Consider the following 19107-nt stretch of genomic DNA (forward strand, 5'->3'; position numbering starts at 1 on the left):
GCGGTGCACGTGGAATGGTGGTACTGGATAGTGCTCGGGTTTGTCCTGATCGGCGCCGAGCTGGTGGTGCCGTCCTTTACGATCATCTGGTTCGGTCTCGGTGCCGTCATGGTCGGAGCGGTTTTCGCCCTCTGGCGGGGCTTTCCGCTGGCCGGTCAGCTCTGCCTCTGGACGGTGGCCTCGGTTTCGTTCACCATCCTCTGGTTCAAGTATCTGAAACCGAAAAGCGCCACCGGTGCCGGCCAGGCCAAGGAGTCTATCGTCGGTGAAACGGGGATGATGATCCAGGGGGTCGCCACACCGTTCGAGCGGGGGACGGTAAAGTTCCCGGTGTCGCTCCTCGGCGCCGACGAATGGCGCTGTTATGCCGACACCCCTCTCCAGACGGGCGATCGGGTCAGGGTGCTGGATATTCAGGGACAAATCCTCAAGGTCGCCAAACTCTAGGAGGTTGCATGCCGGGTATTGTGATTTTCGTTGTACTGCTGGTGCTGGTGGCGGCAACCCTGTTCGCCGGGGTGAAGACCGTTCCCCAGGGGCAGGAATGGCTGGTGGAGCGGCTTGGCAAGTACCACGCCACCCTCAAGCCGGGCCTCAATTTTATCATTCCCTATATCGATGCCGTTGCCTATCGGGTGTCGACCAAGGGGGACGTGCTGGCGGTCGGTGCTCAGGAGGTGATCACCAAGGACAATGCGGTCATCATCACCAACGCCGTGGCTTTCATCAAGGTCGTCGATCCGATCAAGGCCGTCTATGAAATCCAGAATTATGAAATCGCCATTCAGAACCTGGTGATGACCTCACTGCGGGCGATCATCGGCCAGATGGACCTGAACAATGCCCTTTCCGAGCGGGAGCAGATCAAAGCCAAACTCCAGGACGGGATCGCCAAGGAGGTTGCCACCTGGGGGATTTACGTCCAGTCGGTCGAGATTCAGGATATCAAACCGTCGCCATCGATGCAGCAGGCCATGGAGCAGCAAGCGAGCGCCGATCGCTTCAAGCAGGCGACCATTCTCGAGGCGGAAGGCAAGAGGGAAGCGATGATCCGTGAGGCGGAAGGAAAACTGGAAGCCGCCAAGCGCGAGGCGGAGGCCCAGATCCGGCTGGCCGAGGCGTCGGCCAAAGCCATTGGCGACATCAGCGCCGCCATCCGCGACCGGGATCTCCCGGCTGTCTTTCTCCTTGGCGACCGCTATATCAATACCCTCCAAAAGATTGCCCAGTCGCCGAACGCCAAGATGGTGGTGCTTCCGGCCGATCTTCCTGCCGCTATCCGCGGCATTCTCGGCAAGCCCTGACGGCCCCGCCGACCGGACGGGACCATCCGGGCGGATTCCGAGCAACGTTGCGCCGTAGCCAAAAAACTGCCAAGGAGGTAATACCGATGGAATTGACGATCAGTTTTCCCGGAGGACAGAAGGTCAACGCGGAACTGAACGGGATGGTCATCCCGACCGACCAGCCGGTCGCCGCTGGAGGCGAAGGATCGGCGCCGTCGCCTTACGACTACTTTCTCGCCGCGATCGGCACCTGCGCCGGTTTCTACGTCCTGGCTTTCTGCCACCAGCGGGAAATCCCCACCGACCGGATCGTTCTCCGCCAGCACGCCGAATTCGCTGCCACTGCCGACGGGAAGAGGCGGCTGGCCCAGGTGGCGATCGAGATTGTCGTCCCTCCCGATTTTCCCGAAAAGTATCGCCAGGCCCTGGTGCGGTCGGCCGAGTTGTGTGCCGTGAAAAAGGCGATCCTGGATCCGCCGGAATTTTCCATCAGCACCCGGGTGGGCGATAACTGAGCTCTTCGCTTTACAGGGATTCCTCCGGTGGTAAGCTTTCGAAAAACAGCTTGACGGAGGGAGTCATGACCTACGGCGAAGACAGGATTTACAAAAAGGTGGAAGTGATCGGGGTTTCCTGCAAGGGAATCGAGGGGGCCATTCAGGCGGCCGTTGCCAAGGCACACCGGAGCCTCGACAAGATTTCCTGGTTCGAGGTGCAGGAGGTTCGGGGGCATGTCGGGGATGACGGGCAGATAACCGAATATCAGGTGGTACTCAAAGTGGCGTTTCAGCTCAAGGAGTGACAACCCCGGAAAATTACGTGGATTGTTCGCGGCCGCTCTGCTATAGTCGCGGACGGACGTAAATTCTTCAGGGGAGGGAGAGGCATGGCACAGGCAAAAAAGGGTGATACCGTCAAGGTGCACTATACCGGACGGCTTACGACCGGCGAAATCTTTGACTCATCCGAAGCGAGTGGCAGTGCGGGCGAACCGCTGCAGTTCACCATTGGCAACGGGGATGTCATTTCCGGCTTTGAAACCGCTGTTCTCGGGATGGCGCCCGGAGAGAAGAAGACGGTAACGATCCCCGTCGATCAGGCCTACGGAGAGCGGGTCGACGAAATGATTGCCGAGATCGAGCGTGAGTTTCTTCCTCCCGGTTCCACACCGGAAATGGGGCAGCAGTACGAGGTCACCCAGGACAACGGCGAGGTCTTTCACGTGACCGTCACCGGCCTGACCGAGACGACTGTTACCCTTGACGCTAATCACCCCCTCGCCGGCCGGGAGTTGGTCTTCGATATTTCGCTGGTGGAGATTTGCTAAGCCGACCGTCCGGTGCGGACGAAACAAAAAGGGCGGCCATTACCGGGCCGCCCTTTTTTATGTGCTTCGATCAGACGGGTGCAGCAGGTGTTGTTGCCCCCCATCAGTTCTCGGTCATGAAATGTTCTTCGTACATATCTTCCAGCGACTGGAGATGGCGGGTTTCATCGGCGAGTATCTTCTGGAAGAGGCCGGCCATCGGCGCTCCGGAACACCCTTCGGCCATCCGTCGGTAAAAGTCGATCGACCCCTTTTCCAGGTGGATGGCATATACCAACGCTTCACGGGTATCCGAGCTGGCGCTGAGCTCTTTCTTTTCCAGGATGTAGTCGAGGTGCATGGTGGGCACCTTGGCTTCCAGTTCTCCGCTGCCGGCCATGCTGCCGTCGAGAAGGGCCTTTTCCATGCTCAACTTATGTTCTAGCTCGTCCAGGGCCGCTTCCTTGAGGATCTCCCGGGCTCCCTTGTGCTTAACCTTCCGGATAGCTTCAAGATAGTTTCTGAACCCTTCTTCTTCCATTTTGATTGCCATTTCCACCGCGGCTTCGAAAGTGTAGCAGACCGCACCCTGTTCACTCATCGTCCGACCCTCCCGTTTCTTGGGTAAATGACACCTTATTAACATACCCCGGTGGTAAGCACAAGCGTCTTGTATACAGATTGCTGCAGGGGTGATGGCCTGGGCTGGCAATTAGTCGGAGCTGCGGTACAATTCCCCGAAAAGATCGGTAACGGAACGGAGGGCATGTCATGAAGCTGTTTCTTGCCGGCGGGACCGGCTTTGTCGGCGGGCATCTGCGGGCGGCGCTGCTGGAACGGGGGCACCGGCTCCGCCTGCTCGTGCATCGGCGCCACGAGGGGATCGAGGCGGAGGTCGAGCAGGTGGAGGGCGATGTGACCCGTGTTGCCAGTTTTGCCGAGGCGGTCGTCGGCTGTGATGCCGCAATTAATCTGGTGGGGATCATCCGGGAATTCCCCGCCCGGGGGATAACCTTCGAAGCGCTGCACGTGACTGCAACCCGCAATATGGTCGATGCGGCAAAGCAGGCAGGCGTGCGGCGCTACCTGCAGATGTCGGCCCTTGGTACCCGGCCGGCGGCGACTTCGCAGTATCACCGGACCAAATATCAGGCCGAGGAGTACGTTCGTTCGTCGGGACTTGACTGGACCATTTTTCGCCCATCGCTGATCCACGGCCCGGGTGGCGAGTTCGTCACCATGCTGGCCGGCTTCATCAGGGATCTCCCGGTGGTGCCGGTGATCGGCGATGGTCGTTACCGCCTGCAGCCGGTGACCGTCACCGATGTTGCCCGTTGTTTTTGCCGGGCGCTGGAGCTTCCTGAAGCGGTGGGGGAAACCTTTGAACTGTGTGGCGGCAATCGTCTTTCCTATGATGAACTGCTCGATACGATCGGCAGGGTGCTCGGCAAACGGCGGGTGAGGAAATTTCATCAACCCCTTGGGCTGATGAAGCTGGTTGTGCCGCTTCTGCAGGGATTCTCGTTCTTTCCGCTGACCATGGACCAGCTTACCATGCTGGTGGAGGAGAATATCTGCAGTGGCTCATGGCCAACGCTCTTCGCCCCAGAGCCGGAATCGTTCGAAGAGAGCATACGCCGTTACCTGCGCTGATTGTGTTGCCTGAAAGCGAGCAGGTAAATCCGGCCTCCGTATCCCATAGCCTCGCGTTTCTACCACATTCCCTGTGCAACAAAGCTGATAAACCGGCCATCGCCGACGATGATATGGTCGAGCACCCGAATTCCCATCAGGTCGCCTGCTTCCCGCAGGCGGCGGGTGATGTCGAGATCTTCGCGGCTCGGCGTCGGGTCGCCGGAAGGGTGGTTGTGCACCAGGATCACTGCCGCCGCCGATTCGCGCACCGCCGGGTTGAATACTTCTCGAGGGTGGACGATGCTCTGGTTGAGGGAGCCTTCCGAGATTTGTACTTCGCGGATGATCCGGTTTTTCCCGTCGAGCAGGAGCGCCATGAAGTATTCCTTGCGCCGATCGCGGAAGGTGTAGTGGTAGTGCTGGTAAATCTGTTCCGGGGCGGTGAAACGCTCCCGGCAGACCAGCAGCCGGTCGGAATTGATCCGTGCCGCCATTTCCAGTGCTGCCTTGATCGAGGCGGCCTTGGCCGGTCCGGTTCCTTTGATGCGGCACAATTCGGTGACGGTGGCGCCGGCCAGGGTGCGCAGGTCGCCGAATTCTTGCAGGAGAGCCCGTCCCAGGTCGATGGCCGATCGGCCGCTCACCGAATCACCGGTGCGGATGATCAGGGCGAGTAATTCCGCGTCACTGAGAGAGTCGGTACCTCTTTTGAACAGTTTCTCCCGGGGGCGTTCGTCCGCCGGCCACTCCTTGATCCCGCCTGCCATCCAGTGCGCTCCCTTCCCTGGGGTATTCTCCGTGCTTTAAAGGGAGACTGTAGCATGGAACGAGCTTTGTTGGTAGATGTCTATTAGATTAGGCTAATATAGATAAGGGTGGCTGCCCCGACGATCAGTCGGTACCAGACGAAGGGGTAGAGAGAGCGCCGCTGGACGAGTCGAAGCAGGAGCGCGATGCTGAAATAACCGACGATCGCCGAAGAGGCGATACCGATCAGCAGCGGAGTCAATTCGCCGGCGGGAATGCCGTGGGTGACCAGATGACCAAGCTTGAGCGTGGCAGCCCCGGCAACGACAGGGAGAGAGAGCAGGAAGGAAAACCGGGCGGCGGTCTCGCGGTTGAAGCCGAGGAACAGGGCGGCGACGATGGTTACGCCGGAACGCGAAACGCCGGGGATCAACGCCAGGCATTGGGCCACTCCGATGATCATTGCCGCTTTCAAGTCCATCCGATCCATACGCCAGCGCTTGCTTCCCGTGGTATCCGCAAATGCCAGTACCAAGCCGAAAGCGATCATCAAGACGGCGATCAGGGTGATGCTGCTGCGGAAAAATTCCTCGATTGGCGCCTCGAATGCCTTGCCGACAATGGCGGCGGGAACGGTGGCGGCAACGATGTAGTACGGGAGGCGGGTCGACTGCTCCCCCAAGCCGCGGGTCAGGCCGCTCGCGGCGTTGGCGACGAGTTCGGCCACGTCGTGACGGAAATAGAGCACCAGCGCCACCAGAGTCCCGAGATGAAGGGCCACGTCGAAGGTCAGCCCCGATTCGGGCCAGCCGAACAGCCATGGGACAAGAATGAGGTGAGCCGAACTGCTGATAGGAAGGATCTCGGTCAATCCCTGGAGGATGCCGAGAGCCAACGCGTGAAAGGGATTCATTTCGCTCCTCGCGAGGTTTGTTGAGCCCGTGCACAGTAGTGGATATAGGTCGCAAAATCAAGACAAAAGCAGACGCGACAACCGGGTTACCGTGAAACATGGTTGTAATATTTTTCATAGGAATTGGGCTGAAAGTGTGCTATGTCTCTTCCGTTTGCCATCACAGTCCGTTGCCGTTGCCGGTGAAGAACTTTTGTCGCAATTTCGACGGTCTATAACTATCCGCCGGCTTTTTGTCGCCGGCAGCGGAGGTTTCGATGTTCGGCCTGATTCCCAAGGATGAGAAATTCTTTGTCCTGTTCAAGGACATGACAACCAATATCATCGAGGGGGCACGTCTCCTCAAAGAGATGCTTGATTCGTACGACGACCCGCAGCAGAGCCAGCGGAAGATCAAGGATATCGAGCACAAGGGCGACGCCATCACCCATGATATCATCCAGAAACTGAACAAGAGCTTTGTCACCCCTTTCGACCGGGAAGATATCTATGCTCTGTCGGCTGCTCTTGACGACATCATTGACCTGATCGATGCCTCGTCCATCCGTTTCATCATGTATAACGTGGAAAAGCCGACTGCGGAGGCGAAGGAGCTGGCCTTCATCATTCTTAAATCGTGCGAGGCGATAGGTCGGGCGGTTGCGCACCTGGGCAGCAAGCTCGAGCATATCGCCGAACATTGCGTCGAGGTAAACGCGTTGGAGAACGAGGCGGACCGGGTCTGCCGCGAGGCGATCAGCCGGCTGTTCGACGAAGAGAAAGACCCGATCCGGCTGATCAAGTGGAAAGAGATTTACGAAACCCTTGAGCGGGCTACCGACAAATGCGAAGACGCCGCCAATATCCTGGAAAGCGTGGTGGTAAAAAATGCCTGATGTAACGTTGCTTATGCTGATTCTCGTTGTCGGGTCGGCACTGCTCTTCGACTACATCAACGGCTTTCACGACACCGCCAATGCCATCGCTACCTGCGTTTCCACCCGGGCGCTGTCGATCCGTTCGGCCATCGTTATGGCGGCAATCCTCAACTTTGCCGGGGCGATCATTTCCACCAAGGTCGCCGCGACCATCGGCAAGGGGATCGTTGATACCGGCAACGTCACCCAAATGGTCGTGCTCGCCGGGGTGGCGGGAGCGATCATCTGGGACTTGATCACTTGGTACTACGGTCTTCCCGCTTCCTCCTCCCATGCCATCATCGGCGGCCTGATGGGGTCGGTAATCGCCCATGCCGGCGTTTCCGCCCTGCACTGGGGGGGGCTGGAGAAAATCATTCTCTCGCTGATCATCTCGCCGATCATCGGCGTCATCTTCGGCTTCATCGTCATGGTGATCATGCTTTGGAGTTTCAAGAATGCCGCTCCTTACGCCTTGAACAAGAATTTCCGCCGTTTGCAAATCCTCTCCGCGGCCTTCATGGCCTTTTCCCACGGGACCGCCGACGCCCAGAAGTCGATGGGGGTCATTACCATGACGCTCGTCAGTTATGGGACGCTGAGCACCTTCAGCGTTCCGACCTGGGTCAAGCTTGCCTGCGCCATCTCCATGGGGCTCGGTACGGCGGCGGGCGGTTGGCGGATTATCAAAACGGTCGGCAAGGACTTCGTCAAGCTACAGCCGGTGCACGGCTTCTGCGTCGAAACGGCGTCCGCAGCGGTTATCATGGGTGCCTCCTCAATGGGGATGCCGGTCAGCACCACCCATGTCATCACCTCGGCAATCCTCGGGGTTGGGCTGTCCAAGCGGCTTACCGCCGTCAACTGGGCCGTCGCCTACCGGATCGTAGTTGCCTGGGTGCTGACCATCCCGGCATCGGGGATCGTCGCCTACGTCGCATATCAGGTGTTGAACCCGTTGCTTGGCAAGTAAAACGGGTGTGAAGCGGTTGGTTGCAAAGAAGGCGGGGATTCCCCGCCTTTTTTCATTGGTGATGGCGGTGGGGAAGGGTTATTCGAGGTCCTCGCCGACCTCTTCCATCTCTTCGGCGAGTTGGGATAATGCTTCGTCCTTGCTGCGGAAGCGGATGACCAGGTAATAGCAGAGAAAGTAAGCGATCACCGAAGCCACAAACCCGATCAGGGAGCAGCCGATGACCAGCGAGGCGGCATGGCTTTGCAAGTGGTGCCACTCCAGGCTGCGAGCTTTGAGCTCGTGGACGGGGAGCCCCTGGACGAAGCGGCCCAGCTTGTAGCTGGCGCTGAGCACCGGAACCACAGTCAGTGGGGTATTGACCCAAGCGCCGGTAATGCAGGTGAGTTTATTAATGCGCAAGAGGAAGGCGGCGGCGATGGCCAGGGGAGTGTGAAAGCCGAAGAACGGAGTGAAACTGATGAACACGCCGACCGCAAACCCGGCGGCAATGTGCCCCGGATGGCTGTCCAGGGTAAGAATCGTCTTGACGTTGTGTTTCCACTTTTGCCAATCGAGCACGTAATCCCGCCTCCTTCAGGCTGATGAGTCTAAGGTCCAGCTTCCCCTTTGTCAAATTATTTCCCGGGAGCGCCGTTTGTACCGTGCCCTGCATTGTGCTGAAAATATTGTTAAGATAATTTAAATATCGGGTATACTTTTTATCGTTGACAATATAGTGGGTGGAATATATATATTTATTTATATGTATGGCGCCGCTGGTATGGTTCCATGTCGCAAGGAGGGATCGGGTGAAGTTGCTGTCGCTTGTTGCCGTGTTGTTGCTGTTGAGTCTGTCGCCGGCCGTGCTGTGGGCTGCCGACGCTTCCGTAACGCTCAAGGAAGCGCTGGATCGCGCCTTGCAGCAGAACCATCTGGTACGGGGAGCGGCTTACGAGCGGGACGCCGCCGAGCGGGAGGTGGCGGTCAGCCGTAGTCGCTACTTCCCCCGGATCATGTTCGACGAGTCTTTTGGTGCCTCCAATTCACCGACCCGAGTCTTTATGATGAAGCTCGACGAGGGGCGGTTCACCAACGATGATTTCCAGATTGGCAACCTGAACCATCCGGCGGTGCACAGCGACTTTCAGACCAGCCTGTCACTGGAGCAGCCGCTGCTGGATTTCAGCGTCGGCTACCTGAAGACGATGGCCGAGAAGGATGCTGATCGACAGCGCGAACTGTTCGGTCAACGACGGGAAGACGTCGGCTTCAGCGTTTTCTCTGCCTATTTGGAGGTGCAGAAGGCCCGGGCAATGCTGGCTGCGGCGGAAAAGGACGTCGCTGAAGCCCGCGAGCATTTCCGGGTGGCCAAGGTACGCAACGAGCAGGGGGTGGGTCTTAAATCCGACGAGTTGCGGGCGCGCACGTTCCTCTCCGAGACTGAGCAGCAAAATATTACTGCAATTAATGATCTGAAGCTGGCGAAGATGCGCCTTGCGCTTGCTGCCGGCGGTGAAGCCGGCGACTATCTCGACATCGACGGTGACGTGACGACCGAGCCGTTCCGCATGAGCGAGGAAGAGGTGGTTCACGAGGCGCTGCAGAGCCGCCCCGATCTCAAAGGGACGGCCAAGCTGGTAGAGAAGGCCGATGCGGCGGTGGGGCTGGCGCGAAGCGCCTGGCTCCCCACGCTCTATGCCGATGCTTCCTATCAGATGAATGACCGGGACATTCCGCTGGGTCGGGATAACGATGCCTGGGCGGTCGGCGCCAGCCTGCGCTGGGAGATTTTCGACGGGCTGCGGCGCAGCAACGACCAAGCCCGGGCCCGGGCGTCCCGGCAGGCGGCAGCCCAGTACCAGGAACAGCTGCGCAACGAGATTGTTCTCCAGGTACGGGAGAGCATCCTCCGCCGCGAGGAGGCCGGCAAGCGTCTCGAGGTGGCCCGCCATGCATTCCTGGCTGCGGATGAGGCGACCCGCCTGGTGAGCAAGCGTTTCGAAAACGGCTTGGCGACGATCGTCGACCTTCTTGACTCCCAGTCGGCCCTGAACCGGACCCGGACGGGGCTTGTGAAGAGCGAAACCGACTACCTGCTGGCAACGGGGCGGATTTACTACGCTGCCGGTATTTTCCTGAAGGAGATTGACCGATGAACGTACGGACCATGGCGGCAAATCTGCTCGTCCTTGGCGCACTATTGAGTGTTACCGGCTGCGGCGGCAAGCAGGAGACAACAACCGCTGCCGGGCAGCCGGTTGTTGTCTCCGGGGTAACGGTGGCCCCGGCAGTAGCGGCCACCCTTCCTGAAGGGATTGAAGCGGTGGGGACGGTGAAGGCGAAAAATAGTGCCGTCCTGGCTGCTCGCCTTCCCGCGACGGTAACGGGCGTTTTCGTCCGTGACGGCGAGGCGGTTGGCAAGGGGAAACTGCTGGTGACCTTGGAGGCGGGCGAGAGCTCCGCTCAGGCGGCCAGTGCAACGGCTGCAGCCGAAGAGGCGGCCCGGGGCCTCGACGAGGCTCGCGCCCGGAAACGGCTGGCCGATGCCACCTATGAGCGCTATAACAATCTGTTCAAGGAGCAGGCGGTAACCCGTCAAGAACTGGACAACCGGAAAGCCGACAAGGAGGTGGCCGATCAGGGGGTGCAGCGGGCAATTGCCAGGCTGGCAGCGTCCCGGGATGCGGCCAGGGCGGCTTCGGTCGTCGCCGGCTACCAACGGATCGTCTCCCCGTTGGCGGGAACGGTCACGGCCAAGCAGGTGGAGCGGGGAATGACGGTGTTTCCGGGAACTCCTCTCCTGACCGTGGAAGGTGACGGGGATTTCCGGCTCGAGGTGGCGGTCCCCGAATCGCAGATCGACCGGGTCAAAATCGGGGCACGGCTACCGGTGACCATCGAAAGTGCCGGTCTGGCTCTGGATGGGCGGGTCGCCGAAGTGGTGCCGTCTGCCGATCCCGGCAGCCGGACCTTTACGGTCAAGGTGGATGTGGCCGGCAAGGGCTTGAAATCCGGGATGTTTGGGCGAATGGTGCTTCCAACCGGGGAGCGGTCGGGGATTGTCGTGGCAAAAGCCGCAGTGGTCGAACGGGGTGCGCTGACTTCGGTCTGGGTGGTCGATCAGCAGGGGACTGCCCGGATGCGCCTGGTCAAGGTGGGAAAAATGTTCGGTGACCGGGTGGAGATTCTCTCGGGCCTGACTGCCGGCGAGCGGCTGGTGGTTGGCGGCGCTGACAGAGTGGTCGAGGGAGCCCGAATTCGCTAACGGGGACTTCCCGGTCCCAATCCGTTCCGGTGGCGGAACGGGCCGCTTTCGGGCGGCATTTGCAGTGCTGATTCTCGTCTCCTGCCGGCATGATCCGGCACGGGGCGTTTTCGGAGTATTCGATGACCAATCTCGGTTTTGCGGGGAAAGTCGCCCGCGCCTTCATCAATTCGAAGCTGACGCCACTGATCGTCTTGGCGTCGCTGCTGCTCGGCCTCTATGCGGTACTGGTTACTCCCCGTGAAGAGGAGCCGCAGATCGTCGTGCCGATGGTCGATATCTTCCTGCCGATGCCCGGTTCCACACCGAAAGAGGTGGAAGAGCGGGTTGTGGTCCCCTTCGAAAAGAAGATGTGGGAGATCAAGGGGGTCGAATACGTCTATTCGATGAGCAAAGCCGGGATGGGGATTGTCACCGTCCGGTTCCTGGTCGGCGAGGACATGGAGAAATCGCTGGTCAAGCTCTACAACAAGGTGATGAGCAACCGGAACATCCTGCCGCCGGGGGCTGGCGAGCCGCTGGTGGTGCCGAAATCGATCGATGACGTGCCGATCCTTGCCCTGACTCTCTGGTCCGATCGCTATGACGGCTACGAGTTGCGCCATGTTGCCCGGGAACTCTGCGATGAGCTGAAAAAAGGCGATAATGTGGCGGAGACCGAGATCAAGGGGGGGCGGCGGCGACAGCTCCTGGTCCGACTCGATGCCGCCCGGCTCGCCGCCTATGATCTGTCGCCGCTCCAAGTGGCCGGCGCGATCCAGAAAGGAAATTCTTCGCTGCAGTCGGGCTCGTTTGCTGCCGGCAATCGCGAATACCTGGTCGATGGCGGTGAATTCCTTGGTGATGCCGATGCGGCACGGCGGCTCGTGGTGAGCGTCCATGACGGCCGGCCGGTCTATCTCGGCGATGTAGCCCGGGTGGAGGACGGTCCCGAAGAGCCGGCCGACTATGTCTTCTTCGGTCTCGGCCCGGCTGCGGCGGCTGAGGGGCTGAGCGGCAACCATGCCGCCAACTACCAGGCAGTGACTATCTCTGTTGCCAAACGCAAGGGGGCCAACGCCACCTGGGTGGCGGAGGACCTGCTGCGGCGGGTCGAATTCCTCAAGGGGAAGGTGATTCCGCCGGACATCAAGGTGACCGTGACCCGCAACTACGGGGAGACGGCCAAGGAGAAGAACAACGAGTTGCTCTTCCACATGTTCCTGGCGGCGCTGTCGGTTACCATTCTGATCGCCCTATTCATGGGGTGGCGTGCCGGAGCCGTGGCGGCTATCGCCATTCCGGTGACCCTGGCCCTGACCATGCTGGTCTTCAAGGAGATCGGCTATACGCTGAACCGGATCACCCTCTTTGCGTTGATCTTCTCTATCGGCATCCTGGTCGACGATGCCATCGTCGTGGTGGAGAATATCCACCGCTACTTCACGACCACCAATTTCAAGCCGCTGGAAGCGGCAATCCGGGCGGTGGACGAGATCGGCAACCCGACGGTGCTTGCCACGTTCGCGGTCATCGCCTCGATCCTGCCGATGGGCTTCGTCGGCGGCCTGATGGGTCCCTATATGCGGCCGATCCCGGTCGGGGCGAGCATGGCAATGCTCCTCTCGATGTTCATTGCCTTCATCGTTACCCCCTACTTCGCCTATCGGCTGATGAAGGGAGAATCGCACTTCGGCAGCGCCGAGGAGGTCAAGGATTCGCGGCTGACCCTCTTCTACCGCAAGGTGATGGGAGCCCTGATCCATAAGAAGCCGCTCCGGCGCGGCTTCCTGGCCGGGGTGGTGGTGCTTCTTCTCCTGTCGTGCTCGATGATCTACTTCAAGCTGGTGACGGTCAAGATGCTCCCGTTCGACAACAAGAACGAGCTGCAGGTGATCATCGATGCGCCGGACGGGACGCCGCTAGAGGACACGGCACGGATGACCGCCGAGATGGGCGATGTTCTCAGGACGGTTCCCGAAGTGACCGATTTCCAGAGCTATATCGGCACCAGCGCCCCGTTCAACTTTAACGGCCTAGTTCGGCATTATTATCTGCGCAAGGGGCCGAACGTGGCCGATATCCAGGTGAACTTCCTGCCGAAGAGCGAGCGGCACGACCAATCCCACGATATTGCCAAGCGGATCCGGCCGCTGTTGAAAAAGGTGGCTGACCGTTACGGGGCACGGATTAAGGTGGCTGAAGTGCCGCCGGGACCGCCGGTATTATCGACCCTGGTGACGGAGGTCTACGGCCCCGACCAGGTGACCCGGCTCGCTATCGCCCGGCAGATCAAGGCGATTTACCAGAAGGTCAACGGTGTGGTTGACACCGACTGGTACGTGGAGGATGACCAGCCGAAAGTTACCTTTGCCGTTGACCGGGAAAAAGCGGCCCTCTCCGGGATTGCCGCAGAAGACGTGGCTAAGACCCTGCGGATTGCCCTGGCCGGGATGGATACCGGAATTCTCCACTTGCCGCGTGAGAAGGAAGCGGTGGCGATTAATCTCCGGTTGCCGGTGGCCCAGCGCAGCTCGATCGATTCGCTGTCATCCATTTACGTTCCCGGGCCGCAGGGAAATGTGCCGCTCTCCCAACTGGTGCGGGTAGCCACCACTACCGAAGAAAAGACCCTCTACCGGAAAAACCTCAAGAGCGTGGTCTATGTCACTGGTGACGTGGCCGGCGCGATCGAGGCTCCGGTCTATGCAATCCTGAAGATGCAGAAGGAGATCGACAAAATACAGCTCCCCGGCGGTTACCATGTCGCCCAGTATGCTGCCCATCAGCCATGGAGCGAGGAGCATCCGGCGATTAAGTGGGACGGCGAGTGGCATATCACCTATGAAGTATTCCGCGATCTCGGCCTCGCCTTCGGAGCGGTAATGATCCTCATTTACGTGCTGGTGGTGGCCTGGTTCAAGGACCTGAGCACGCCGCTGGTGATCATGGCACCGATTCCCCTGACCCTGATCGGCATCCTGCCGGGACATGCCCTGTTCGGCGCCTTCTTCACCGCCACCAGCATGATCGGTTTCATTGCCCTGGCGGGGATCATCGTCCGGAATTCGATCATTCTCATCGATTTCGCCGAGATGAAACGCCGGGAAGGGCTACCGCTCGACGAGGCAATCATCGAGGCGGGGGCGGTCCGCTTCCGGCCGATGCTTCTGACGGCGGCGGCGGTCGTGGTCGGGAGCTTCGTCATCGTCTTCGACCCGATTTTCCAGGGGCTGGCGATTGCCCTCATGTTCGGCGAGATGGCTTCGACTACCCTGTCGCGGGTGACCATCCCGATTCTCTACTATTTGGTGGAAAACTGGAAGGAGCGGCACCGGAAGACGGCGGAAGAGGCATAGACGCGGTCCGCTGAGCCGCTTTGGCAACAATGGGGCACCCCACCCGGGTGCCATTACCTGATTCAAAAGACGGAGGCCCGATGTTTTGGCAGAGGAAAAGTGATAGCGCGGCTGGCGATTCGCTGGCCGAGCAGGTTGGGGTGGTGGCAGAAGGATTCTATCGCTCCGGAAAGATGCACTGTGCCGAGGCAGTGCTGATGGCGGTTCGTAATCAGTTTGCTCCGGAGGTTCCCGAGGAGGTCGTCCGCGTGGCGGCTGGCTTCGGCGGCGGTTCAGGGAGTGGCTGTCTTTGCGGTGCCGTGGCCGGAGGGACCATGGCTTTCGGGATCGTCCTGCGGGACGATAAGCGGAAAACCAAACAGTTAACCCATGAGCTGCACAGCTGGTTCAAACACGAGTACAGTGCCGTCTGTTGCCGGGTGGCTACGAAGAGCGCGAAAGGGACGGGCGGCTGTGCCGTGCTGACCGGTAAAGTGGCGGAAAAGGTAGCGGAGTTGCTGACAGCCTAGGAACGCGGTCCGGCCGTTCCTGAGGGAGGTTTCCATGGAACTGACAACACCGTATGCATTTGGCAAGACTGTGGACGCGTCGTTTGGCGAAGCGGAAGAGAAGGTTCGGACGGCCTTGGCCCGGGAAGGGTTCGGTGTGCTGACCGAAATCGACATGAAGGAGAAGTTTCGGGCCAAACTTGGCCGGGAGTTCCGCAACTACAAGATTCTCGGTACCTGCAATCCGGCGCTGGCCTGGGAAGCGGTCGCCCGGGAGATCAACATCGGTGCTTTGCTACCGTGTAACGTCGTCCTCTATACCACCGATGACGGCCGAACAGCGGTAGTGGTTATGGATCCGGTAGCGGCCCTGGGGATGATCGGCAACCCGGAAATGACCGAGATGGCCCGGAGCGTCCGGGGGATGCTGGAGCGGGTGCTGGCGGCGGTCTAGACAAATGTAAATGTCTCATCCCCTCTGCACGGGCAGAGGGGAACCAACAAAGGAGAACGACCAATGTATATCGACAGAATGCTGAGAATCATCGCCGGGAGTTTTATTCTGCTTTCCGTGGTGCTGGCGGTCAAGGTGAACATCAACTGGCTCTGGTTTACCGCCTTCGTCGGCCTTAACCTCTTCCAGTCGGGCTTCACCAACTGGTGTCCGATGATCACGATTCTGGAAAAACTGGGGGTTCCCAAGTTTCCTCGGGATTGCTGTTCGAAATGAAACACCGGATCACCATCCTCTGCGACAACACCGTTGGGCCGATTTCCGGGACGATCGGCGAGCACGGCTTTGCCGCGCTGGTGGAAGGAAGCGGCCAGGGGCTGCTGTTCGATACCGGTCGGGGCGAGGGCCTGTTGCATAATGCCCAGCGGATGGGGCGCGATCTGCGGCGGGTCAGTCGGGTGGCCCTTTCCCATGGCCACTATGACCATACCGGCGGTCTTTGGCCGTTATTGGGCAGTTGCGGCCCCAAGGAGATCCTTGCCCATCCCGGGATCTTTACCCGCCGTTACCGCGTACGCGAGGGAGAGAGCGTTTCGATCGGCATCCCTTACGCCGAGGATTTTCTGCGGGGGCAGGGGGCGATTTTTTCGCTCAGCGAAAAGTGGCGGGAGATCGGCCCGGAAACGTGGCTGACCGGCGAAGTTCCCCGGCTGACCGGCTATGAAAAGGGGGACACCGGCCTTTGCTGCGATGATGGGGGGTGCACAGCCGATCCGATCAGTGACGACCAGTCTCTGGTCCTCCGTTCTGAGCGGGGGCTGGTGTTGCTGCTCGGCTGCTGTCATGCCGGGGTGGTCAATACTATCGAGTGGGCGCAAAAAATGACGGGGATTGACGAAGTCTACGCAGTGATCGGCGGGACCCACCTCGGCTTCTGCAGCCAAGCGCAGCTTGATGAGACGATAGCGGCGCTGCGTCGCTTCGGCGTCCGGAAAATTCTCGGCAGTCACTGCACCGGTTTTTATGCTGCTGCCCGGCTTGCCCACGAGTTTCCCGGCGTGTTTCATCCGGCGTACGTCGGCTATACCTTGGAAGTCTGAGCAGTCCTTGTCTGGCGGAGCGCAACAATGTTCGGTGCCGGAGGTTTTGTGGTGAAATTTCTGATCGCGGCCGTGGCAGTCCTGTTAGGTGCGAATGCTGCGTTTGCCGTCGGCTACCGCAATATCGAGTCCTCTGAGGCGCGGACCCTGCTGGCCAAAAAAGTCGCCGTTTACCTGCTCGACGTGCGGACTCCCGAGGAGTATCGCCAGGCTCATTTGACCGGTGCGGTGCTAATCCCGCTTAACGAGATGGAGCGACGCCTCGGTGAAATTCCGAAAAACCGGCCGGTCGTTGTCTACTGTGCCGTCGGTTCCCGTTCCTGTCTGGTTGCCGACCTGCTGGTCCGGAAAGGCTTCCGGGAGGTTTACAATGTTGTGGATGGGATCGTCGGCTGGTATCGGCACGGCTATCCGATGGTCCGTTAAGGGGAAGGGGGTTACCATGAACCGTGAAGTTGAAGAAGTTGCCCTGCTGCTGAGAATTCTCGGCCATCCGGTCAGGCTGCGCATTGCGACGGGGCTGGCGACGGGGTGTGCCTGCGTCAAAGAGATTTGGGAATGCCTCGGCATGCCCCAGGCGGTCGTCTCGCAGCATCTCAAGGTTATGAAGGAGCATGGGGTTCTTGATGCCCGCCGGGAAGGTGTGCGGGTCTGCTATTCCCTGAAAGAAGGCCCGGTAACGGAGATCGTCAAGGCCCTTTCCTAACTCCCGCTGCCGATTTCCCCCCCCAAAAAAATAAGCCTCTCTTTTCCCTCTCCCTTCCACTTTTCCCGTATTCCTGCCAGCGCAGAAGTCCTGCCTCTTACCGCTCCGCCGCCGCGTGACCTGCTGATCCCGAAAACAGCTACCAGCGATGAATGCTGTTATTTTTATGGATGTCGTTTGTCCGAGGGTAGGCGAGCTGATAAATGATTATAGGCCGCTAATGTATAGAATGACGTTATATAAATTAAAGATCACCCCCGAGTCTCCGATAAGAAGTATGCGTGGGGTGCTGATTCTCGACCGGAGAGAACTCTGACTGCCGCAGCACTTATTTCAGCCGGAGGAGTCGTTCATGAAACTGAAGAGGTACAGGGACTGGGGAATTTTGCCGAAGATCATGACCATTTCGGCAGTAACGGTGACACTGTTCGCCGTGCTGGTGCTGTTTTTCTTCCTGCCGTTCATTGAAGGGAGGTTGATGGACGGCAAAAAAGGCGCCACCCGGAACGTGGTGGATGTTGCCTATCATGTCTTGAGCGGCTACGGCGACAAAGCGCAGAAAGGGGAATTGACCCAGGAGGAAGCTCAGAAGCGGGCGGCTGACGAGATCAAGTCCTTGCGTTATCAAGGGAAGGAATACTTCTGGATTAACGACCTCGGGCCGCGGATGATCATGCACCCGATGAAGCCGGAGCTGGACGGTACCGATCTCAGCGAGAATAAAGATCCGAACGGCAAACATCTGTTCGTTGAGTTTGCCAAAATTTGCCGGGAAAAGGGTGGTGGCTTTGTTGATTACATGTGGCCAAAACCGGGAGAGAGCGAACCGGTACCGAAAATTTCCTATGTTAAGCTTTACGAGCCATGGGGATGGGTCGTCGGCAGCGGCATTTATGTCGACGATGTCCATAAGGAAATGGCAAAACTCTATTGGGGGGTTGTTGCCGGAACCTGTCTGTTTGCCGTTATTACCCTTTCTCTTGCCCTTTCGGTCGGGTTGGGAATTGTCCGGCCCTTGCGTCGGGTGGTCGGTAGCCTCCATGGCATAGCCGAAGGTGAAGGGGACCTGACCCAGCGGATCGTCGTGGAACGCCACGACGAGTCGGGTGATCTGGCTCACTCATTTAATGCCTTTGTCGAAAAGCTGCAGACGATCATCGGTAGTGTTGCCAGCAACGCCCTTCAGGTTGCTGCCGGCGCCCACCAGGTTCAATCGGCGGCGCGACATATGGCCGACGGCGCGGAGCACGTTGCTGGCGAGGCCGGCACGGTTGCCACTGCCAGCGAAGAAATGGCAGCAACCAGTATGGAAATTGCCCGGAATTGCGTATCTCTTGCCGAGGGAGCTCGCACTGCCAGCGATTCGGCCCATGTTGGCGCCGGGGTTGTTCAGGAGACAGTTAGCGTGATGAACCGGATTGCGGCGCGGGTCATGGATGCGGCAAAAACCGTCGACAGCCTCGGTTCCCGTAGTGACCAGATCGGAGAAATCATTGGGACAATTGAGGATATCGCCGATCAGACCAATCTGTTGGCGCTCAATGCCGCCATTGAAGCTGCCCGAGCTGGCGAGTCGGGACGGGGATTTGCCGTCGTCGCCGATGAAGTCCGCGCGCTGGCCGAACGGACAACCAAGGCGACCAAGGAAATTTCCCAAATGATCAAGGCGATTCAACAGGAAACTCGCGGGGCGGTTTCATCGATGGAAGAAGGGGTACAGGAGGTCGAACGGGGGACCGGCGAAGCGACCCGCTCCGGCGAAGCACTGCAGGACATTCTCGATCAGATCAATGCGGTCAGCTCGCAGGTCGGGCAAATCGCGACTGCCGCCGAGCAGCAGACTGCTACCACCACGGAAATCAGTGGCAATATTCAGCGGATCACTGATGTCGCCCAGCAAACCGCCAGCGGTGCCCAGCAGTCGGCGACCGCCGCCGCTCAACTTGCCGGATTGGCTGAAGAATTGCAACGGCTGGTAGGAAAATTCCGGCTCAGCGCGTAAAAAGATGAGAAATGGC

At 59.4% G+C, this 19107-nt stretch carries 22 protein-coding genes; 18 read left to right on the top strand and 4 right to left on the bottom strand.

From position 1 onward, the window contains the following. Positions 1-3: 3 nt before the first annotated feature. From QMN23_RS01750 to QMN23_RS01770, 5 genes are all read left to right on the top strand, one after another. The gene (locus QMN23_RS01750) at positions 4-447 is read left to right on the top strand and encodes an NfeD family protein (RefSeq protein ID WP_282001400.1); all 444 of its coding nucleotides are present in this window, start codon (positions 4-6) and stop codon (positions 445-447) included. A gap of 8 nt (positions 448-455) precedes the next feature. After that, positions 456-1304 (top strand): SPFH domain-containing protein, encoded by an 849-nt coding sequence (locus QMN23_RS01755; protein WP_282001401.1) that lies wholly within the window; start codon positions 456-458, stop codon positions 1302-1304. Between the two features lie 86 nt (positions 1305-1390). Continuing rightward, the gene (locus tag QMN23_RS01760; RefSeq protein ID WP_282001402.1) at positions 1391-1801 is read left to right on the top strand and encodes an OsmC family protein; all 411 of its coding nucleotides are present in this window, start codon (positions 1391-1393) and stop codon (positions 1799-1801) included. 65 nt (positions 1802-1866) lie between these two features. Then, on the top strand, positions 1867-2088 hold the full coding sequence (locus tag QMN23_RS01765) for a dodecin (RefSeq protein ID WP_282001403.1): 222 nt from the start codon (positions 1867-1869) through the stop codon (positions 2086-2088). Between the two features lie 84 nt (positions 2089-2172). Beyond that, positions 2173-2613, top strand: coding sequence for an FKBP-type peptidyl-prolyl cis-trans isomerase (locus tag QMN23_RS01770; RefSeq protein WP_282001404.1), 441 nt, complete (start codon positions 2173-2175; stop codon positions 2611-2613). 103 nt (positions 2614-2716) lie between these two features. Here QMN23_RS01770 and QMN23_RS01775 read toward each other — a convergent pair whose 3' ends face one another. Continuing rightward, positions 2717-3193, bottom strand: coding sequence for a ferritin family protein (locus QMN23_RS01775; protein WP_282001405.1), 477 nt, complete (start codon positions 3191-3193; stop codon positions 2717-2719). Positions 3194-3363: 170 nt separating this feature from the next. Between QMN23_RS01775 and QMN23_RS01780 the strand changes: the two genes are divergently transcribed. After that, positions 3364-4245, top strand: a complete 882-nt coding sequence (locus QMN23_RS01780) for a complex I NDUFA9 subunit family protein (RefSeq protein WP_282001406.1) — start codon at positions 3364-3366, stop codon at positions 4243-4245. Positions 4246-4304: 59 nt separating this feature from the next. On the opposite strand, the gene radC is transcribed toward QMN23_RS01780, so the two are convergent. Beyond that, positions 4305-4994, bottom strand: coding sequence for a RadC family protein (radC, locus tag QMN23_RS01785; protein ID WP_282001408.1), 690 nt, complete (start codon positions 4992-4994; stop codon positions 4305-4307). 83 nt (positions 4995-5077) lie between these two features. Next, a complete protein-coding gene (locus tag QMN23_RS01790; RefSeq protein WP_282001409.1) occupies positions 5078-5887 on the bottom strand; it encodes an undecaprenyl-diphosphate phosphatase in 810 nt (269 codons plus the stop codon). A gap of 257 nt (positions 5888-6144) precedes the next feature. On the opposite strand from QMN23_RS01790, the gene QMN23_RS01795 reads away from it, so the two are divergent. Continuing rightward, positions 6145-6762 (top strand): DUF47 domain-containing protein, encoded by a 618-nt coding sequence (locus QMN23_RS01795; protein WP_282001410.1) that lies wholly within the window; start codon positions 6145-6147, stop codon positions 6760-6762. Further along, complete coding sequence (locus tag QMN23_RS01800) at positions 6755-7756, top strand: inorganic phosphate transporter (RefSeq protein WP_282001411.1); 1002 nt, start codon at positions 6755-6757, stop codon at positions 7754-7756. The genes QMN23_RS01795 and QMN23_RS01800 overlap by 8 nt, the downstream gene beginning before the upstream one ends. Before the next feature lie 78 nt (positions 7757-7834). Here the strand turns inward: QMN23_RS01800 and QMN23_RS01805 are convergent, their stop codons facing one another. Then, the gene (locus QMN23_RS01805) at positions 7835-8317 is read right to left on the bottom strand and encodes a DUF2062 domain-containing protein (protein WP_282001412.1); all 483 of its coding nucleotides are present in this window, start codon (positions 8315-8317) and stop codon (positions 7835-7837) included. Positions 8318-8547: 230 nt separating this feature from the next. Here QMN23_RS01805 and QMN23_RS01810 point away from each other — a divergent pair, with 230 nt between their 5' ends. The 10 genes from QMN23_RS01810 to QMN23_RS01855 all read left to right on the top strand — a co-directional run bounded on the left by QMN23_RS01810 (position 8548) and on the right by QMN23_RS01855 (position 19091). Then, positions 8548-9894: a TolC family protein gene (locus tag QMN23_RS01810; RefSeq protein ID WP_282001413.1), complete on the top strand. Its 1347-nt coding sequence runs from the start codon at positions 8548-8550 to the stop codon at positions 9892-9894. Further along, positions 9891-11003, top strand: a complete 1113-nt coding sequence (locus QMN23_RS01815) for an efflux RND transporter periplasmic adaptor subunit (RefSeq protein ID WP_282001415.1) — start codon at positions 9891-9893, stop codon at positions 11001-11003. Before QMN23_RS01810 ends, QMN23_RS01815 begins: the two co-directional genes overlap by 4 nt. A gap of 122 nt (positions 11004-11125) precedes the next feature. Beyond that, the gene (locus tag QMN23_RS01820) at positions 11126-14341 is read left to right on the top strand and encodes an efflux RND transporter permease subunit (RefSeq protein WP_282001416.1); all 3216 of its coding nucleotides are present in this window, start codon (positions 11126-11128) and stop codon (positions 14339-14341) included. A gap of 80 nt (positions 14342-14421) precedes the next feature. After that, a complete protein-coding gene (locus tag QMN23_RS01825) occupies positions 14422-14850 on the top strand; it encodes a C-GCAxxG-C-C family protein (protein WP_282001417.1) in 429 nt (142 codons plus the stop codon). Between the two features lie 34 nt (positions 14851-14884). Further along, positions 14885-15283: a DUF302 domain-containing protein gene (locus QMN23_RS01830; RefSeq protein ID WP_282001418.1), complete on the top strand. Its 399-nt coding sequence runs from the start codon at positions 14885-14887 to the stop codon at positions 15281-15283. A 63-nt stretch (positions 15284-15346) separates the two neighbouring features. Beyond that, the gene (locus QMN23_RS01835) at positions 15347-15559 is read left to right on the top strand and encodes a YgaP family membrane protein (protein ID WP_282001419.1); all 213 of its coding nucleotides are present in this window, start codon (positions 15347-15349) and stop codon (positions 15557-15559) included. Next, on the top strand, positions 15556-16383 hold the full coding sequence (locus QMN23_RS01840; protein WP_282001420.1) for an MBL fold metallo-hydrolase: 828 nt from the start codon (positions 15556-15558) through the stop codon (positions 16381-16383). The genes QMN23_RS01835 and QMN23_RS01840 overlap by 4 nt, the downstream gene beginning before the upstream one ends. Before the next feature lie 51 nt (positions 16384-16434). Then, a complete protein-coding gene (locus QMN23_RS01845; RefSeq protein ID WP_348835253.1) occupies positions 16435-16809 on the top strand; it encodes a rhodanese-like domain-containing protein in 375 nt (124 codons plus the stop codon). 16 nt (positions 16810-16825) lie between these two features. Further along, positions 16826-17089, top strand: a complete 264-nt coding sequence (locus QMN23_RS01850) for an ArsR/SmtB family transcription factor (protein WP_282001422.1) — start codon at positions 16826-16828, stop codon at positions 17087-17089. Positions 17090-17441: 352 nt separating this feature from the next. Continuing rightward, positions 17442-19091, top strand: coding sequence for a methyl-accepting chemotaxis protein (locus tag QMN23_RS01855; protein WP_282001423.1), 1650 nt, complete (start codon positions 17442-17444; stop codon positions 19089-19091). The last annotated feature ends 16 nt before the right edge of the window (positions 19092-19107 follow it).

The organism is Geotalea uraniireducens (assembly GCF_027943965.1).
GTDB lineage: Bacteria > Desulfobacterota > Desulfuromonadia > Geobacterales > Geobacteraceae > Geobacter > Geobacter uraniireducens.

What these genes read in the sequence shown, in the direction of transcription:
- QMN23_RS01850 (WP_282001422.1), top strand. Translation starts at nt 16,826, where the DNA reads ATGAACCGTGAAGTTGAAGAAGTTGCCCTGCTGCTGAGAATTCTCGGC.
- QMN23_RS01840 (WP_282001420.1), top strand. Translation starts at nt 15,556, where the DNA reads ATGAAACACCGGATCACCATCCTCTGCGACAACACCGTTGGGCCGATT.
- QMN23_RS01755 (WP_282001401.1), top strand. Translation starts at nt 456, where the DNA reads ATGCCGGGTATTGTGATTTTCGTTGTACTGCTGGTGCTGGTGGCGGCA.
- QMN23_RS01830 (WP_282001418.1), top strand. Translation starts at nt 14,885, where the DNA reads ATGGAACTGACAACACCGTATGCATTTGGCAAGACTGTGGACGCGTCG.
- QMN23_RS01760 (WP_282001402.1), top strand. Translation starts at nt 1,391, where the DNA reads ATGGAATTGACGATCAGTTTTCCCGGAGGACAGAAGGTCAACGCGGAA.
- QMN23_RS01825 (WP_282001417.1), top strand. Translation starts at nt 14,422, where the DNA reads ATGTTTTGGCAGAGGAAAAGTGATAGCGCGGCTGGCGATTCGCTGGCC.
- QMN23_RS01790 (WP_282001409.1), bottom strand. Translation starts at nt 5,887, where the DNA reads ATGAATCCCTTTCACGCGTTGGCTCTCGGCATCCTCCAGGGATTGACC.
- QMN23_RS01835 (WP_282001419.1), top strand. Translation starts at nt 15,347, where the DNA reads ATGTATATCGACAGAATGCTGAGAATCATCGCCGGGAGTTTTATTCTG.
- QMN23_RS01815 (WP_282001415.1), top strand. Translation starts at nt 9,891, where the DNA reads ATGAACGTACGGACCATGGCGGCAAATCTGCTCGTCCTTGGCGCACTA.
- QMN23_RS01855 (WP_282001423.1), top strand. Translation starts at nt 17,442, where the DNA reads ATGAAACTGAAGAGGTACAGGGACTGGGGAATTTTGCCGAAGATCATG.
- QMN23_RS01770 (WP_282001404.1), top strand. Translation starts at nt 2,173, where the DNA reads ATGGCACAGGCAAAAAAGGGTGATACCGTCAAGGTGCACTATACCGGA.
- QMN23_RS01765 (WP_282001403.1), top strand. Translation starts at nt 1,867, where the DNA reads ATGACCTACGGCGAAGACAGGATTTACAAAAAGGTGGAAGTGATCGGG.
- QMN23_RS01775 (WP_282001405.1), bottom strand. Translation starts at nt 3,193, where the DNA reads ATGAGTGAACAGGGTGCGGTCTGCTACACTTTCGAAGCCGCGGTGGAA.
- QMN23_RS01800 (WP_282001411.1), top strand. Translation starts at nt 6,755, where the DNA reads ATGCCTGATGTAACGTTGCTTATGCTGATTCTCGTTGTCGGGTCGGCA.
- QMN23_RS01820 (WP_282001416.1), top strand. Translation starts at nt 11,126, where the DNA reads ATGACCAATCTCGGTTTTGCGGGGAAAGTCGCCCGCGCCTTCATCAAT.
- QMN23_RS01795 (WP_282001410.1), top strand. Translation starts at nt 6,145, where the DNA reads ATGTTCGGCCTGATTCCCAAGGATGAGAAATTCTTTGTCCTGTTCAAG.
- radC (WP_282001408.1), bottom strand. Translation starts at nt 4,994, where the DNA reads ATGGCAGGCGGGATCAAGGAGTGGCCGGCGGACGAACGCCCCCGGGAG.
- QMN23_RS01780 (WP_282001406.1), top strand. Translation starts at nt 3,364, where the DNA reads ATGAAGCTGTTTCTTGCCGGCGGGACCGGCTTTGTCGGCGGGCATCTG.